This window comes from Ectothiorhodospira sp. PHS-1 (assembly GCF_000225005.1).
Classification (GTDB): domain Bacteria; phylum Pseudomonadota; class Gammaproteobacteria; order Ectothiorhodospirales; family Ectothiorhodospiraceae; genus Ectothiorhodospira.
Map to the genome: position 1 here is coordinate 1 of NZ_AGBG01000019.1, position 15,584 is coordinate 15,584.

General features: G+C 64.5%; 16 protein-coding genes. 6 read left to right on the forward strand and 10 right to left on the reverse strand.

The features are described 5' to 3' along the window. Positions 1 to 2: 2 nt before the first annotated feature. Both ECTPHS_RS09015 and ECTPHS_RS09020 read left to right on the forward strand, forming a co-directional pair. Positions 3 to 443, forward strand: coding sequence for a hypothetical protein (locus ECTPHS_RS09015; RefSeq protein WP_008932427.1), 441 nt, complete (start codon positions 3 to 5; stop codon positions 441 to 443). 334 nt (positions 444 to 777) lie between these two features. Then, on the forward strand, positions 778 to 984 hold the full coding sequence (locus ECTPHS_RS09020; protein ID WP_008932428.1) for a cold-shock protein: 207 nt from the start codon (positions 778 to 780) through the stop codon (positions 982 to 984). Positions 985 to 1,196: 212 nt separating this feature from the next. On the opposite strand, the gene ECTPHS_RS09025 is transcribed toward ECTPHS_RS09020, so the two are convergent. Together ECTPHS_RS09025 and rnd are read right to left on the reverse strand one after the other, a co-directional pair. Further along, a complete protein-coding gene (locus ECTPHS_RS09025; protein ID WP_008932429.1) occupies positions 1,197 to 1,685 on the reverse strand; it encodes a peptidylprolyl isomerase in 489 nt (162 codons plus the stop codon). An 87-nt stretch (positions 1,686 to 1,772) separates the two neighbouring features. Continuing rightward, positions 1,773 to 2,918 carry a ribonuclease D gene (gene rnd, locus ECTPHS_RS09030; RefSeq protein ID WP_008932430.1) on the reverse strand — a complete coding sequence of 382 codons (1,146 nt, stop codon included), beginning with the start codon at positions 2,916 to 2,918 and terminating at the stop codon, positions 1,773 to 1,775. Positions 2,919 to 3,048: 130 nt separating this feature from the next. Between rnd and ECTPHS_RS09035 the strand changes: the two genes are divergently transcribed. Continuing rightward, a complete protein-coding gene (locus ECTPHS_RS09035; RefSeq protein WP_008932431.1) occupies positions 3,049 to 4,008 on the forward strand; it encodes a ChaN family lipoprotein in 960 nt (319 codons plus the stop codon). A gap of 10 nt (positions 4,009 to 4,018) precedes the next feature. Here ECTPHS_RS09035 and mreD read toward each other — a convergent pair whose 3' ends face one another. From mreD to ECTPHS_RS09050, 3 genes are all read right to left on the reverse strand, one after another. Beyond that, positions 4,019 to 4,510, reverse strand: a complete 492-nt coding sequence (gene mreD / locus ECTPHS_RS09040; RefSeq protein WP_008932432.1) for a rod shape-determining protein MreD — start codon at positions 4,508 to 4,510, stop codon at positions 4,019 to 4,021. Beyond that, entirely contained in the window at positions 4,503 to 5,420 is a 918-nt protein-coding gene (gene mreC, locus ECTPHS_RS09045; protein WP_083838817.1) for a rod shape-determining protein MreC, read from the reverse strand. The genes mreD and mreC overlap by 8 nt, the downstream gene beginning before the upstream one ends. Positions 5,421 to 5,497: 77 nt before the next feature. Further along, the gene (locus ECTPHS_RS09050) at positions 5,498 to 6,544 is read right to left on the reverse strand and encodes a rod shape-determining protein (protein WP_008932434.1); all 1,047 of its coding nucleotides are present in this window, start codon (positions 6,542 to 6,544) and stop codon (positions 5,498 to 5,500) included. Positions 6,545 to 6,670: 126 nt separating this feature from the next. On the opposite strand from ECTPHS_RS09050, the gene gatC reads away from it, so the two are divergent. From gatC to gatB, 3 genes are all read left to right on the forward strand, one after another. Further along, the gene (gene gatC / locus ECTPHS_RS09055) at positions 6,671 to 6,958 is read left to right on the forward strand and encodes an Asp-tRNA(Asn)/Glu-tRNA(Gln) amidotransferase subunit GatC (protein ID WP_008932435.1); all 288 of its coding nucleotides are present in this window, start codon (positions 6,671 to 6,673) and stop codon (positions 6,956 to 6,958) included. Positions 6,959 to 7,023: 65 nt separating this feature from the next. Next, positions 7,024 to 8,478, forward strand: a complete 1,455-nt coding sequence (gene gatA / locus ECTPHS_RS09060) for an Asp-tRNA(Asn)/Glu-tRNA(Gln) amidotransferase subunit GatA (RefSeq protein ID WP_008932436.1) — start codon at positions 7,024 to 7,026, stop codon at positions 8,476 to 8,478. Between the two features lie 26 nt (positions 8,479 to 8,504). After that, complete coding sequence (gene gatB / locus ECTPHS_RS09065) at positions 8,505 to 9,938, forward strand: Asp-tRNA(Asn)/Glu-tRNA(Gln) amidotransferase subunit GatB (protein WP_008932437.1); 1,434 nt, start codon at positions 8,505 to 8,507, stop codon at positions 9,936 to 9,938. Between the two features lie 63 nt (positions 9,939 to 10,001). Here gatB and ECTPHS_RS09070 read toward each other — a convergent pair whose 3' ends face one another. The 5 genes from ECTPHS_RS09070 to ECTPHS_RS09090 are packed head-to-tail and all read right to left on the reverse strand — an operon-like array spanning position 10,002 to position 15,557. After that, positions 10,002 to 10,748 (reverse strand): molybdopterin-synthase adenylyltransferase MoeB, encoded by a 747-nt coding sequence (locus ECTPHS_RS09070; RefSeq protein ID WP_008932438.1) that lies wholly within the window; start codon positions 10,746 to 10,748, stop codon positions 10,002 to 10,004. Continuing rightward, positions 10,741 to 11,730: a lipoyl synthase gene (gene lipA / locus ECTPHS_RS09075; RefSeq protein WP_008932439.1), complete on the reverse strand. Its 990-nt coding sequence runs from the start codon at positions 11,728 to 11,730 to the stop codon at positions 10,741 to 10,743. The genes ECTPHS_RS09070 and lipA overlap by 8 nt, the downstream gene beginning before the upstream one ends. Positions 11,731 to 11,777: 47 nt before the next feature. After that, complete coding sequence (locus ECTPHS_RS09080; protein ID WP_008932440.1) at positions 11,778 to 13,013, reverse strand: HDOD domain-containing protein; 1,236 nt, start codon at positions 13,011 to 13,013, stop codon at positions 11,778 to 11,780. Continuing rightward, positions 13,006 to 14,229 carry an HDOD domain-containing protein gene (locus ECTPHS_RS09085; protein WP_008932441.1) on the reverse strand — a complete coding sequence of 408 codons (1,224 nt, stop codon included), beginning with the start codon at positions 14,227 to 14,229 and terminating at the stop codon, positions 13,006 to 13,008. The genes ECTPHS_RS09080 and ECTPHS_RS09085 overlap by 8 nt, the downstream gene beginning before the upstream one ends. A gap of 53 nt (positions 14,230 to 14,282) precedes the next feature. Further along, positions 14,283 to 15,557, reverse strand: coding sequence for a bifunctional O-acetylhomoserine aminocarboxypropyltransferase/cysteine synthase (locus ECTPHS_RS09090; RefSeq protein ID WP_008932442.1), 1,275 nt, complete (start codon positions 15,555 to 15,557; stop codon positions 14,283 to 14,285). Positions 15,558 to 15,584 lie beyond the last annotated feature (27 nt).

The window sequence follows — 15,584 nt, forward strand, 5'->3', positions numbered from 1 at the left end:
GAATGAATAATATCCTGGACAGCATGTCTGCCGAAGAGCTCTATGTGCTGGCCCGTCAGCGGGAGGAGCAGGAGAAGGAGCGTGAAGCCAAGGCCCGGCGCGAACAGCTGGAAGCCCTGCAGGTCCGGCGCAAGGAAGTGGTGGCCCGCCAGGCCGCCGAGCTGGCCGCCATCGACAAGGAAATCAAGGCCCTGGGCGGTCGTACCGCGTCACGCCGCAAGGCTTCCGCCAAGGGCGGTGCAGGCGCCGGCAACGGCAATGCCAATCTCAGTCGCATGGTGGTTGAGATCATCAATGAGCAGGGTGAGATGAGCACCAAGGAATTGAAGAGTCGACTGGCTTCCCAGGGCGTCGAAACCCGTAACATCAGCCAGACCCTGGCTTACCTCAAGCGCAACGGCCGCCTGCGCAACACCGGACGGGGAATCTACGCCGCCGCCTGAGGCCCGGCACTGTCGGGCACCCGGTCACGGGTGCCCGCAAGGGCCTTCCCAGGGCTTGAGATCGCCGTCGGCGCATTTTTTTTGCCCTTCACGGGAGGTATTTCGGATCAGCCCTGATTTCGGCAACGATTTGATGCAATGGAAAAAATCCCATTTTCTCCAAGGGGCTTTTCCGGCTCGGGCGGGGTTGGGCATGCATAACGCTATAGCATGTGAGCCACTAAGCGGATAGACTGGCTCCTGTGTGGTGGTGCAGGTTGTCCGTTTAACGTCGGCACGGGAACCGCTGCATGGAGCTGTAGTTAACTTGAAAGATCAGATTGAGGTTTAGTCAATGTCTACCGGTACTGTTAAGTGGTTCAATGAAACGAAGGGTTTTGGCTTTATCGCCCCTGCAGACGGTGGTGCCGACGTGTTCGTGCATTACTCTGCCATCAACTCCGATGGCTTCAAGACCCTGGCTGAAGGCCAGAAGGTCAACTACCAGGTTCAGCAGGGTCCCAAGGGCCTGCAGGCCGTCAATGTGACCATCGACGCCTAAGTTCTGTCCCTGCTAGAGCTGGGATCCTTGCATGAGGGTCCCAGCTCTTTTTTTTTAGCCCGTTCGCTCTGGCTGTCCTCTTGATTGGTACCGGCAATCATCCAATGACACGCCTCTGACTTTCGTCGGGCAGGGCCGTTCTTCCCATGCCTTAGAACATCTCTCCCCGCGAAGTACCAAGGGCGCCTCCCTGCGCCCTTGGTGTCCATCATTCAGTGATCGTTGGCGGCACCGGGGCCATGGGCATGGCCGTGGTCCAGCTCTTCCGGGGTGGCGTCCCGTACCTCATGGATCTTCACCTGGAAGTTCAGGGTGACGCCGGCCAGTGGATGATTGGCATCGATGACCACGTCGTCCCCGTCGATGGCGGTGATGGTGACCACCTGCATGCCGCCATTGTCACCGCCGGCATGGAACTGCATCCCCACCTCCAGCTCATCCACCCCCTGGAACTGACTGCGGTTGAGGGTGTGAACAAGGCTGTCGTCCCGCTCTCCGTAGGCCTGTTCGGGGGCCACTTTCACTTCCAGTTCATCACCGGCCTGCTTTCCTTCCAAGGCCTTTTCCAGCCCGGGAATGATGTTGCTGGCACCGTGGAGATAGGCGAAGGGCGCCTGTTCAGATGACTGGTCGATCACGCGGCCCTCTTCGTCGGTAAGCGTGTACGCGATGCTGACTACCTTGTTGCTGCCGATCTGCATGAGGCCGATCCTCTGACTCTTTATGAATGAACCGCCAGTCTAACGCGCCTGGCATGTATAGATCACCCGCGGAACACGCGCACTGGGTCAATCCAGGTGCAATTGTCCCGACTCCACCCGCATGGCGCGTTCTCCCTGCAACCATTGCTGCAGGGTCCTGCCCGCCAGGCGGGCGCGCCAGCCCTTGAGCAGGGCGCAGTCGACATTGCCGGCGACCAGGCTTTCCACATCCTTGCGGGTGGCAATGGCCGCCGGGCTGATATCGTTCTGCTGGGCCTGATGGCGCAGCAGTCCCATGGCCACGTCCGCCAAGGCCTCCTGGGTCGGTGACAGCTGGACCCGGGGCGGCAATACGGGCCATGCCTCTTGCGGGCAGGAAAGGCCCGTGCGTACCAGATCCAGCAGGGTCTGGCCGTGCCGGCGCAGAGTCTGTTCCTGCAGTCCCCGGATGCGTTCCAGATCTGCCGGGGTGGAGGGCTTGCGGCGAGCCAGATCCAGGATCACTTCGTCCTGCAGCAGCCAGCGGCGAGGCCGGTCTGCCCGCATGGCCTCCTGCTCGCGCCAGCGGGCCAGTTCCCGGGCGATTGCCAGCTGGATGCCGCGCAGGGTGTTGATGCCCTTCAGGCGGCGCCACATGGCGTCGGGGGCCGGCTCGTAGCCGGTCGGGTCGGCGAGACGTCGAAAATCCTCTTCCAGCCAGGTCAGGCGGCCACTGCGTTCCAGGGCGTCACGGATCAGGGGGTAGGCCTGGGCCAGATAGCGGACGTCATCCGCCGCATAGGTCAGTTGCTCGGGGTCCAGTGGACGACGTGCCCAGTCGGTGCGGGAATGGCCCTTTTCCAGTTCCACCCCCAGCACGGCCTGGATCAGCTTGCCGTAACCGATCTGATCACCATGACCCAGCAGGGAGGCGGCCACCTGGGTATCGAATATCGGCGCGGGCACGGTACCGTCCCGATGGTAGAAGATCTCCAGATCCTGTCCCGCGGCGTGCAGGACCTTGAGCAGATCGGGCCGTCGAAGCAGCCGGTCAAGCGGTGCCAGGTCTTCCAGGGCCAGCGGGTCGATGCAGGCCACCAGGTCGGGAGTGGCGACCTGGATCAGGCAGAGCTGGGGATAGTAGGTCTTTTCGCGGATAAACTCCGTGTCCAGGGCAAGCCAGGCGCAGGATTCCAGATCGCGGCAAAGGGCTTCGAGGGCCTCTGGGGTGTCGATAAAGCGTGCATGGTCCATGGATGGGTCACGGTCTCCTGCCGGAGGCGGGTGTTGGCTCCGGTCTGTGGGTTTGGCCTGGCGGGCCTTCGGGGCAATAGTATACCGTTGACACCACGACCCTCCCTTCGGTTGCACAAGGATCCTGCCCATGTCTTTGTATCGATCGTCGTTCCACGGCCTGCTTCTGATTGCCCTGATCCTGCCCTTGCCGGCTTGGTCCGGACAGCCGTGGCTGGCGCCCCATCTTCAGGATCACCCGCTGGTGGGGCAGCGCTGGTCCCATCATGATTCACTCGGTGATGACGGCGCGGACCTGATCGACGATCTGCGACGGGCGGATTTCCTGCTGCTGGGAGAAGTCCACGGCAATCCGGATCACCACCGCCTGCAGCTGACCCTGGTGGAGGCGATGACGGATCGCAAGCCGGCCCTGGTGTTCGAGATCTTCGACCTGGAGGATCAGCCGGCCATCGATGCCTATCGGGCCGAGGGAGGGCGTGACGCGGATGGGCTGGCGGAGCGGGCCGGGGTGATGGGGCGGCAATGGCCCTGGGACGAGTACCGGGCGCTGGTGCAGCATGCCCTGAACCATGGGCTGCCGATCATCGCCGGGAATCTCTCCGGTAGTGCCGCCCTGGCGGTAGCCCGCGAGGGCTTCCAGGTGCTGGATGAGGCCCTGGCGGATCTGGGGTTGGATGCGCCTCTGCCCGATGAGGCCCTGTCGACCCTGACCCGACGCATCCTGGATGCACACTGTGGTTATCTGCCCGAGACCCGGGCGGCGGGCATGGTCAACGCCCAGCGCGCCCGGGATGCCTACATGGCCCGGCGCATGGCGGCCGTGGCGGGGCGGCCGGCCATTCTCATTGCCGGCAGTGGTCATGTCCGGCTGGACCATGGGGTGCCCCTCTATCTGCATCGGCAGGCCCCGGAGCGGACGGTGCTGAGTCTTGCCTTTGTGGAGGTGAGGGAAGAGGCGGCGTCGATGGCCGACTATGCCTCCGCCACGCCCCAGGTCCATCACTGGGTCTGGTTCACGCCGAGGCTGCGCATCACCGATCCCTGTGATGACTTTCGTGAACAACTGGAGCGGATGCGGTCGGGTTGACCCGGGGCACTCAGGCCAGGCTCAGGCACCAGCGGCGACGTATCCGTCGCAGGAGCACGAAAATCAGCGGCCACAGCAGGATGCTGGCGGCCAGCGGGGCCCAGTACAGCCAGGTGCCCGGCGCATGTCCGGTGATGCCGTAGACCCATAGCACCATCAGCTTGAACAGGGCCAGCAGGGCGCCGACGGTGATGGCCTGCTGCCACAGGGGGTAGACCCGGATTCGCTGATGCAGGCGGATGCTGATCCAGGCGATCAGCGCCATGGCCAAGGCGTGCTGACCCAGCAGAGCGCCCTTGGTCACGTCCAGCAGCAGGCCGAGGAGCCAGGCGGTACCCACGCCCACCCGTCGCGGCAGAGCCATGTTCCAGTAGATGACCGTCATGGCCACCCATTCCGGACGCCAGTGGATGGCCCAGTCCGGCAGCGGCAGGATGGTCAGCACAAAGGCTGCAAGGAGGGTCAGGGGGATGACCAACAGCAGGCCGCGGACTTTATCCATGGTCCTCCTCCGTGGCTGCCGGGGTGTCCGTGTCAGCGGGCGAGGTCGTCCCGCTCCGGCGCTCCCCGTCGGCGGGCCACAGCAGCAGCACCTCCCGGGAGCGGTCCAGTCTGGCCATCGGCCTCGCCTCCACCACGGCGAAGGGTTCGCCGGAAGGGCGTTCGACCCGGACGACCCGCGCCACCGGATAGTCGGCGGGGAAACGTCCGCCCAGCCCCGAGGTGCTGATGATGTCGCCGGGCTCGATGTCCTCGCTGGGGGGGATGAAGCGCAGCGACAGGCGTTCGGGATTGCCGGTGCCGACCGCCAGTGTGCGCAGGCCGGTGCGGTTGACCTGGACGGGCAGGGCGTGGCTGGGATCGGAGATCAGCAGGGCGACACTGTGCAGGGCGTTGACTTCCAGGATCTGCCCCACCACGCCGGCGGCATTGATCAGGGGCTGGCCCGCGTAGACGCCGTGAAAATGCCCCTTGTTGACCAGAACCTGCTGTCGGAAGGGGTCCAGATCCACGGACAGCAGTTCCGCGATCACCACTTCCTCCCGCAGGCGCGTGGAAGTGTCGAGCAGTTCCCGTAGCCGGGCATTCTCCGTTTCCAGGGCTTCGAAGCGCAGCAGCAGGCTGCGCATCCGGAACTGTTCTTCGCGCAGGGCGCGGTTTTCGGCGATCAGGGTCTGGTGGGTGGAGAACTGTTCCCGTATCCAGTCACCGGCCCGCACCGGCAGGTCTGCCAGATACTGCACGGGATACACCAGCAGGGCGAGGGTGGTCCTGGCCTGCTGCAGGTGGTCGTGGCGATGATCCAGGGTCATGATCACCAGGGACAGGATCACACACAGTGCCAGCCGAAAAGCGGGAGACGGCCCCAGGTTGAAGAGCGGCTGTTTGATAGCAGGCCCTCCTGCGGCAATGAATCCATGGGGTGCGACGGGACGGACCCGTCAGGGTCCGCCGGGTGAAGGGGGAGTGGCGGCGCCGGGTGTCGGGACTATTCGATGGACAGGAAATCGGCACCGTGTTCGTCCAGCATCTCCAGCACCTTGCCGCCGCCGCGGGCGACACAGGTGAGCGGGTCGTCGGCCACCACCACGGGGATGCCGGTCTCCTCCATCAGCAGGCGGTCCAGATCCCGCAGCAGGGCGCCGCCGCCGGTGAGCACGATGCCCCTTTCCGCCACGTCGGAACCCAGTTCCGGCGGGGTCTGTTCCAGGGCCGTGCGCACGGCACTGACGATGCCGTGCAGGGGTTCCTGCAGGGATTCGAGGATCTCGTTGCTGTTGAGGGTGAATGCCCGGGGCACGCCCTCGGCCAGGTTGCGGCCCTTGACCTCGATTTCCAGCAGTTCCTTGCCCGGGTAGGCGGAGCCGATCTCGTGCTTGATGCGCTCGGCGGTGGCCTCGCCGATGAGGATGCCGTAGTTGCGACGCACATAGGAAATGATGGCGTCATCGAAGGTGTCCCCGCCGATGCGCACGGAGGCGGAATAGACAATGCCGTTGAGGGACAGCACGGCCACTTCGGAGGTCCCGCCGCCGATGTCCAGCACCATGGCGCCGCGAGCCTCGTCCACCGGGATGCCCGCGCCCACGGCGGCGGCCATGGGTTCTTCCATCAGGTAGACCTTGCGGGCACCGGCGCCGGCGGCGGACTCGCGGATGGCGCGTCGCTCCACCTGGGTGGCGCCGCAGGGCACGCACACCAGTACGCGGGGGCTGGGCCGGAACAGATGGTTGCTGTGCACCTTGCGGATGAAGTGCTGCAGCATCTTCTCGGTGGTGGTGAAGTCGGCGATGACGCCGTCCTTCATCGGGCGGATGGCCTGGATGTTCTCCGGCGTCCGACCGATCATCTTCTTGGCGGACGAGCCCACTGCCTCGATGGAGCGGGGGCCGCCGGGACCACGGTCCTGACGGATGGCCACGACGGATGGCTCATTGAGCACGATACCCTTGCCGCGCATGTAGATCAGCGTGTTGGCGGTACCAAGATCAATGGAGATGTCGTTGGAAAGGAGACCGAGTATGCGGCTGAGCATGATGGTTTTTGGGCGTCGCCTGCGAAAGGCGCTACTCTAGCAACCGGGGGAGGCTTTGGGCAAGGCATGGACTATGCTACTTTAATCGGCTTCACAATGAATATCGGACACATTCCGGAGCGCGCCATGTCCCTGTCACAAGAACAGGTCAAGAAGATCGCCCACCTGGCACGTCTGAACGTGCGGGAAGAGGACCTGGACACCTACGCCCGCACCCTGTCGGACATCCTTGACTTCGTGGAGCAGATGGAAGGCGTGGATACCGAGGGCGTGGAGCCGATGGCCCATCCCCTGGAACTGTCCCAGCGCCTGCGTGCCGACGCGCCCACCGAGCCGGACCGGCGGGCCCATTTCCAGCGTATCGCCCCGGCGGTGGAGGACGGCCTCTACCTGGTACCCAGGGTCATAGAATGATCAGGGACGGTCGCCCGCCGCGGCCAGCCTGACCTGCACAACGGCCTTCAAACACGGAATTTCCCATGCACGACAAGACCCTCGCTGAACTTGCCGCCGCCCTCGGGGACGGCGAAGTGTCCAGTGTTGAACTCACCGAGCACTTTCTGCGGCGCATCGAATCCCTGGACAATCGTCTCAACAGCCTGATCACCGTCACCGCGGAGCAGGCCCTTGAGACGGCCCGGGCCGCCGACGCCGCCCGCGCCAGAGGCGAGGCCGGGCCGCTGACCGGCGTGCCCATCGTTCACAAGGACATCTTCTGCACCGAAGGCGTACGCACCTCCTGCGCCTCCCGCATGCTGGACAACTTCATCTCCCCCTACGATGCGGGGGTGGTGGAGCGCTTCAAGGCCGTCGGCTGCCCGGTGCTGGGCAAGACCAATATGGACGAGTTCGCCATGGGGTCTTCCAACGAGACCAGTGACTATGGTCCGGTGAACAATCCCTGGGACACCCAGCGGGTGCCCGGTGGCTCCTCCGGGGGTTCCGCCGCCGCGGTGGCGGCCCGCCTCGCCCCGGGGGCGACGGGGACCGATACCGGCGGCTCCATCCGCCAGCCGGCGGCCCTGACCGGTATTACCGGCCTCAAGCCCACCTACGGACGGGTCTCCCGCTGGGGCATGATCGCCTTTGCCTCCAGTCTGGACCAGGGCGGCCCCATGGCCCGTACCGCCGAGGATTGCGGCCTGATGCTCAACGTCATGGCCGGTTTCGACGAGCGGGATTCCACCAGCCTGGAGCGCCCGGCTGAAGACTTCAATGCCCGCCTCAATACCACCCTCAAGGGCCTGAGGATCGGCCTGCCGCGGGAGTTCTTCGGCGAGGGCATGGATCCGGGCGTGGCCCGGGTGATCGATGAGGCCATTGATTTCTACAAGAAGCTGGGGGCCGAGTTCGTCGAGGTGGCGTTGCCCCATTCCGGTCTGTCGGTGCCGGTTTACTATGTGGTGGCGCCGGCGGAGTGTTCCTCCAACCTGGCGCGTTTTGACGGCGTTCGCTACGGTTACCGCTGCGAGGACCCCAAGGACCTGATGGACCTCTACATGCGCTCCCGGGGGGAAGGCTTCGGACCCGAGGTGCAGCGCCGCATCATGGTGGGTACCTATGCCCTTTCGGCCGGGTATTTTGATGCCTATTACCTCAAGGCCCAGAAGATCCGCCGCCTGATCGCCGACGATTTTCGCCAGGCCTTCGAGCAGGTGGATGTGATCCTGGCGCCCACCACCCCGACCACGGCCTTCCGTCTGGGCGAGAAGACCGCCGACCCGGTGACCATGTATCTGTCGGACGTCTACACCATCGCGGTCAATCTGGCCGGGCTGCCGGCCATGTCCCTACCCGCCGGTTTTTCGGAGGGACTGCCCGTGGGCATGCAGCTGATCGGCAACTATTTCGACGAGGCTCGCCTGCTGGGAGTGGCCCACCAGTACCAGTTGGGCACCGAATGGCATCAGATGGCCCCCGCGGGCTTTGAATAACTGTTTAGACCTGGGGTCTGATAATGATGGAATGGGAAACGGTCATCGGGCTGGAAATCCACGCCCAGCTGTCCACGAAATCCAAGATCTTTTCCGGCGCCTCCACCGCCTACGGCGCCGAGCCCAACACCCAGGCCTGCGCGGTGGACCTGGGGCTGCCCGGCGTGCTGCCGGTGCTGAACCGGGAAGCGGTGCGCATGGCCGTCAAGTTCGGCCTGGCCATCGGTGCGCCCATTGCGCCCCGCTCGATCTTCGCCCGCAAGAATTACTTCTATCCGGACCTGCCCAAGGGGTATCAGATCTCCCAGTATGAGCTGCCCGTGGTGGGGCGTGGGCAGGTGGAAATCGAGCTGGAAGACGGCGAGACCCGTACCATCGGTGTCACCCGGGCTCACCTGGAAGAAGACGCGGGCAAGAGTCTGCACGAGGATTACCACGGCATGACCGGGGTGGACCTGAACCGTGCCGGCACCCCCTTGCTGGAGATCGTCTCCGAGCCGGACATGCGCTCCGCCCGCGAAGCGGTGGCCTACATGAAGAAGATCCACGCCCTGGTGCGTTATCTGGAGATCTGTGACGGCAACATGCAGGAAGGCTCCTTCCGTTGCGACGCCAATGTGTCCGTGCGCCGCAAGGGTACCGAGAAGTTCGGCACCCGGACCGAGATCAAGAACCTCAACTCCTTCCGGTTCCTGGAACGGGCCATTCACTTCGAGGTGGAGCGTCAGATCGACATCCTGGAAGGCGGTGGCGCGGTGGTGCAGGAGACTCGCCTGTTCGACCCGGACAAGGGGGAAACCCGCTCCATGCGTTCCAAGGAAGAGGCCAACGACTATCGCTATTTCCCGGATCCCGATCTGTTGCCCCTGGACATCGAGCCCGCCTTCATCGAACAGGTCCGGGGTTCCCTGCCGGAGCTACCGGACGAGAAGAAGCACCGTTTCATGAGCGATCACGGCCTGTCCTCCTATGATGCCGGCGTACTTACCGCCAGCCGGGAAATGGCTGAATACTTCGAACAGGTAGCGGTCGCCGTGGAAGGTCAGGCCAAGCTGGCGGCCAACTGGGTGATGGGGGAGCTGACCGGCGCCCTCAACCGGGAAGGCCGGGAGATCACCGATAGCCCCGTCTCCGCCGAGGCCCTGGGAGGACTACTGCGACGCATCCAGGACAACACCATCTCCGGCAAGATCGCCAAGGAGGTCTTCGAGGCCATGTGGGCCGGTGAAGGCGATGCGGATCAGGTGATCGAGCGCAAGGGGCTCAAGCAGATCACCGATACCGGTGCCATCGAGCAGGTGATCGATCAGGTGATTGCCGACAATCCCTCCCAGCTGGAGCAGTACCGCAGCGGCAAGGACAAGCTGTTCGGCTTCTTTGTCGGTCAGGTGATGAAGCGCACCGGCGGCAAGGCCAACCCCGCGCAGGTGAACGATCTGCTCAAGCAGAAGCTGTCCTGACACTGCTCAGGCCCCTCTCCCCAAGGGGGAGGGGCCGGGGCGAGGGCAAGCCAGGGCTGCCCCTCACCCACCCCCGCTGCAGACGGTGCAGTCGGGGTCTTTTTTTACCCGGATACTGCGCCATTCCATTGCCAGGGCATCCAGCAGCAGCAGACGTCCCCGAACCGTGGGCAGGCCCAGCAGCAGCTTCAGGGCCTCGGTGGCCTGCAGCGACCCCATCACCCCCGGTAGACTGGCCAGAACCCCGTTGCGGCTGCAGGTCTCAGCGGTTTCATCGCCTTCCCCATAGAGACACTGGTAGCAAGGGCTGTCCGCCACCCGGGGCTCGAATACCGACAGCTGCCCCTCCAGCCGGATCACCGCCGCCGATACCAGGGGGGTGCCCGTGGCCACGCAGGCCCGGTTGACCGCAAAGCGGGTGGCGAAGTTGTCGGAACAGTCCAGCACCACGTCCACATCGGCCATGGCCTGGGCCAGGGCGTCCCCTGTCAGGGCCTGGTCGATGCAGGTTACCCGCACGAGGGGATTGATCCCGGCAATGGATTCCTCGGCCGAGTCCACTTTGGGCCGACCGATGCGGTCGGTACGATGGATGATCTGGCGCTGCAGGTTGGACAGATCCACCCGGTCGAAGTCCACCAGGGTGAGCCGGCCCACGCCGGCGGCGGCCAGGTACAGGGCCACGGGACTGCCCAGCCCCCCCAGGCCGATGATCAGGGCATGGGATTGCCCCAGCCGTTCCTGACCCTCGTAGCCCACCTGGGGCAACAGGATCTGGCGACTGTAGCGCAGCAGGATCGAGTCATCCATGACCGGCGGGTTCCCGGGCGCCGGCGTCCAGGCCATAGGCGGCTGCCTGCTGGTCCGCATGGTAGGAGGAGCGCACCATGGGGCCGCTGGCCACCTGAGAGAAGCCCAGCCCGTAGGCCACCTGGGCCAGACGCTCGAATTCCTCCGGGGTGACGAACCGGCTCACCGGCAGATGGTGCCGGGAAGGTTGCAGGTACTGGCCCAGGGTCAGCATCTCGCAGTCATGGTCCCTAAGGTCCCTGAGCGCGGCTTCCACTTCCGCCGACGTTTCACCCAGCCCCAGCATGAGTCCGGACTTGGTGGGGATGTCCGGGTGTCGGGCCTTGAAGGCCTTGAGCAGGGCCAGGGACCAGGCATAGTCGGCGCCGGGACGGGCCTGCCGATACAGTCGTGGAACGGTCTCCATGTTGTGGTTGAAGACGTCCGGCGGGGCCTGATCCAGGATCTCCAGGGCGATCTCCATACGACCGCGAAAGTCCGGCACCAGGATCTCGATGCGGATCTCGGGGCACAGGGCGCGGGTCTCGCGGATGCAGTCGACGAAATGGGCGGCGCCGCCGTCCCGCAGGTCGTCCCGGTCCACAGAGGTGATGACCACGTAGCGCAGACCCATGGCCTGCACCGTGCGGGCCAGGTTCACAGGTTCTTCCGGATCCAGGGGGTTGGGGCGGCCGTGTGCCACATCGCAAAAAGGGCAGCGCCGGGTGCAGATGTCACCCATGATGATGAAAGTGGCGGTGCCGTGGCCGAAACACTCCCCCAGGTTGGGGCAGGCCGCTTCCTCGCAGACGGTATGCAGGTGGCTGTCCCGCAGCACCCGCTTGAGGCGTTGAACCTCCGGGCTGCCCTGGGCCCTGGCGCGAATCCACGGCGGCTTGCGCTGGACTTGCACGGTGGGGGCCACCTTGACCGGGATGCGGGCCACCTTGTCGGCGGCGCGCAGCTTTTCACCCTGAACCGGGCGCTGGGGGATATGGCTCATGAGATGTCCTGTAGGGCTGGGATGGGCGCGCGACGGACAATGGGGCCTCAGGCCGCGCTGACGCCCTTGAGAAGGTCCATGACCTCGCGGATTTCTTCCTCGGCCTCACTGATGATGTTGATCTTCAACTCGTCGTCGGGCTCGGGAAGCCCCAGCTTTTCGTAGGCGGGTACCTGGTGATAACTCAGCGTATGGGCGTCGTTGCGGTCATGGGTCCGGCGGTAGAGGTCGGCGACCAGCACCACATCGCAGTAATCCGGGGCACGGTGGCCGTTGCGGTCCAGATCGCCACACTCCCGCACCACCTGGCAGATGTCCGGTCCGAGGCCCCAGTAATTGATCACCAGTTCCCCCACCACCGGATGCAGGCGAGCGAGGATGCTGTCCATCTCGGTTTCCGGGATGTCGCTGTAACGACGCCCGATATGATCCAGCAGGGGGACCATGCCGACCTGATAGAGCAGGCCGGCAAGCATGGCATGCTCCGGATCGAAGCGTTGACTGTGACGGGCCAGGATATAACTCAGGGCAGAGACATGCACGCTGCGGTTCCACAATTCCCGCATGCGCTTTTTCAAGGTGGGTACGTTCGTGTTGAAGACCTGCTTCATGGCGATGCTGATCACCAACTGCCGGGTGACGTCAAAACCCAATCTGACGATGGCGTCCCGTACGCTACTGACCGGGCTTGCCCCGCCGTAGAGCGCGCTGTTGGCGGCTTTCACCATGCCGCCGGTGACGGCCAGATCCATCTGGATGATCCGCGACAGCCGGTAGGCATCCGCATCGGGAGCGCTGATCGCGCCCTGAATCTTGACGGCCACCTCCGGCATGGCTGGCAGATCCAGGTGCCCGGTGACGATATGCTGGTAGATCCTGGCGAAAAGGGCGCTCTCGGTGGGGCTGAGGAGGGTTTCTTCCACCTCGAAGTTTGCGTCCCGTTGCTGTTGGTTAAGGGATTCGTACATGTTGCGATCAATGTACAGGATCTGCGCCGGGGTGGCGCACACGGCAAACTCCTGCAGGTTTTTCCCGCTGAACAGGGGGTGATGCGCCCTCGGGCTGCCAGCCTCGATCACCATCGGCTTGTCATTGGCCACGAAGGTGATGCGTCCCGCCAGGACATAAAGCATCCAGCGGTTCTCTTCCGCGGCCGTGATCCGGGTGCCTGGTTTGAGGGTTCTCACGGTGGCCTTGCTGGCCAGACTGCCTCGGGACTGTTCGCCCAGTTCCTGCAGTGGCTGCAGGCCGGTCAGTGTATCTGCGGAGATGCTGTCAGCCATGGAGTATGTTCCTGAGGGCGGCGATTTCCTGTTCGGTCTCCTTGAGCAATCCCAGGCTCATGTCATCGTCGAGCGGACCCAGATCCAGTTTTCGGAAGGCGGGAACCTGGTCGAGAGGGGGTAATCCCGCGTCGGTGCCGGCATCCCGTCCGCTGAGCAGCCGTGACACGATTACCAGGTCGCAGTAGTCGCCGGGGTTTGGGTGTTCCCGCTGCCAATTGCCCGCGTGTTCCGCGACGCTTACCAGTTCAGGGTCCATGCCCCAGTAGTTCAGTACCATGACGCCGGTCATGCCGCGCAGCTTGGTGATGGTGTGTTCCAGTTGTTCATCATTGAGATGGATCTCGTGACGGTCCAGATAGTTCAGGATCGGGATGGTGCCGATCTCGTGCATCAGGCCCGCCAGCTGGGCCCGGTCCGGGTCGAAACCCTTGAGGTGTCTGCCCAGCACATAGGCAATCGCGGAGATATCGACGCTGCGGTCCCATAGTTCACGCATGTGTTGGCGGGTTCTGGGAGAACGGGCCTGGAAGGCCTGCCGCATGGCAATGTTGAACGCCAGTTTCTGGGTGGCATTGAAGCCCAGTCGTATGACCGCGTCGCGGATGTTGTTGATGGGTTTGCCAGCCCGGAACAGGGGGCTGTTGGTGGCGTGCATGATGGCGCCCGCCACCACCGGATCGGTCTGGATCACCTGAGTGATCTCGCTGACCCCCACGTCCGGATCCTGGGCCATGCGCTGGATGCGCATGGCCACTTCGGGCATCGGCGGCAACTCCAGGCGGCCATTGAGCGTGGCCTGGTAGAGATCCCGGAAGATGGAGCTCTGGGTCTCGTCCACGTCCACGTCCACCACCTCGACGCCGGCGGTGCGTTCCCGGCTCAGCAGGGCCGTGAAGACCTGCCGGTTGATGCGCAGGAGAATGCAGTCGGTTTCCGCCACGGCAAATTCCCCCTGGTGGCGGTCGGAGAACAGGGGCTGGCAGGCCCGCACCATCCCGCCGCGCACCTCCTCGGGCACGCCGCGGGACACCAGGCTCAAGCGACCGGACAGCAGGTACACCAGGTCCGCCGCGTCATGGCCGGGGCTGAGCTTGTTGCCGGCGCGCAGGACCCCCTTGCGCAGATGGATCCTGAGCTGGTTGCGCCCGGCCTCTGAAAGCTCGTTGACGGGAACGAGATCCTCGAAGCGGGGGGCATCGGTGCTGGCTGCCATGGTGACGTGATTCCTGCTGGCGGATTGGACGCGGACCGGGCCGGTAGCCGCATTCAGCCGGCGGCCGCCAGGGCCTGGTCCAGGTCTACAAGGATATCATCCACGTGTTCGATGCCAATGGAAAGCCTGACCATGTCCTCGGAAACACCGGCCTTTTGCAGCTCTTCCGGCGACAGCTGGCGATGGGTGGTGGTGGCCGGGTGGCAGGCCAGGGTCTTGGTGTCGCCGATGTTCACCAGGCGCACGGCCAGGTTCAGGGCGTCGATGAAGCGGGCACCGGCTTCGCGACCGCCCTTGATGCCGAAGGACAGGATGCTGGCGGCGCGGCCGTCCATGTACTTTTGTGCCAGGGCGTGATCGGGGTGGTCTTCCAGACCGGCAAAGCGCACCCAGCTCACACTTGGGTGATCCTTGAGGAAGCGGGCCACCGTCATGGCATTCTCGCAGTGCCGGTCCATGCGCACCGCCAGGGTCTCGATACCCTGCAGGATCAGGAAGCTGTTGAACGGGGATAGGACGGCACCCATGTTGCGCAGGGGTACGACCCGGGCGCGGCCGATGTAGGCGGCGGCACCGAAGGCCTCGGTGTAGACCACGCCATGGTAGGACCGGTCCGGTTCGCACAGGCGAATGAAGCGGTCCTTGTGCTCCGCCCAGGGGAAGTTGCCCGAATCGACGATGGCCCCGGCCACGGTGGTGCCATGTCCGCCCATGTATTTGGTGAGGGCGTGCACCACGATGTCGGCACCGTGCTCGAAGGGACGGCACAGGTAGGGGGTGGGCACGGTATTGTCCACGATCAGTGGGATGCCATGGGCGTGAGCCATGTCCGCCAGGGCTTGCAGGTCCGCCACGTTACCGGCCGGATTGCCGACGGATTCGCAGAACACCGCCCGGGTGTTGTCGTCGATCAGGGCGCGCATGCCGTCCAGATCGCCGGGGGCGGCGAAGCGAACTTCGATGCCGTAACGGGGCAGGGTGTGGGCGAACAGGTTGTAGGTGCCGCCGTAGAGGGTACTGGTGGTGACGATGTTATGTCCCGCCTCGGCGATGGTCATGATGGCGTAGGTGACGGCGGCCATGCCCGAGGCCAGGGCCAGGGCGCCCACGCCGCCTTCCAGGGCGGCCAGGCGTTTTTCCAGCACGTCCGTGGTGGGGTTCATGATGCGGGTGTAGATGTTGCCCGCCACCTTCAGGTCGAACAGGTCGGCCCCATGCTGGGTGTCGTCGAAGGCATAGGACGTGGTCTGGTAGATGGGCACCGCCACGGCCTTGGTGGTGGGGTCAGGGCTGAAGCCGGCGTGAATGGCCTGGGTCTCGAATTTCATGGGGGGTTCCGTAAGTTTATCGGCGGT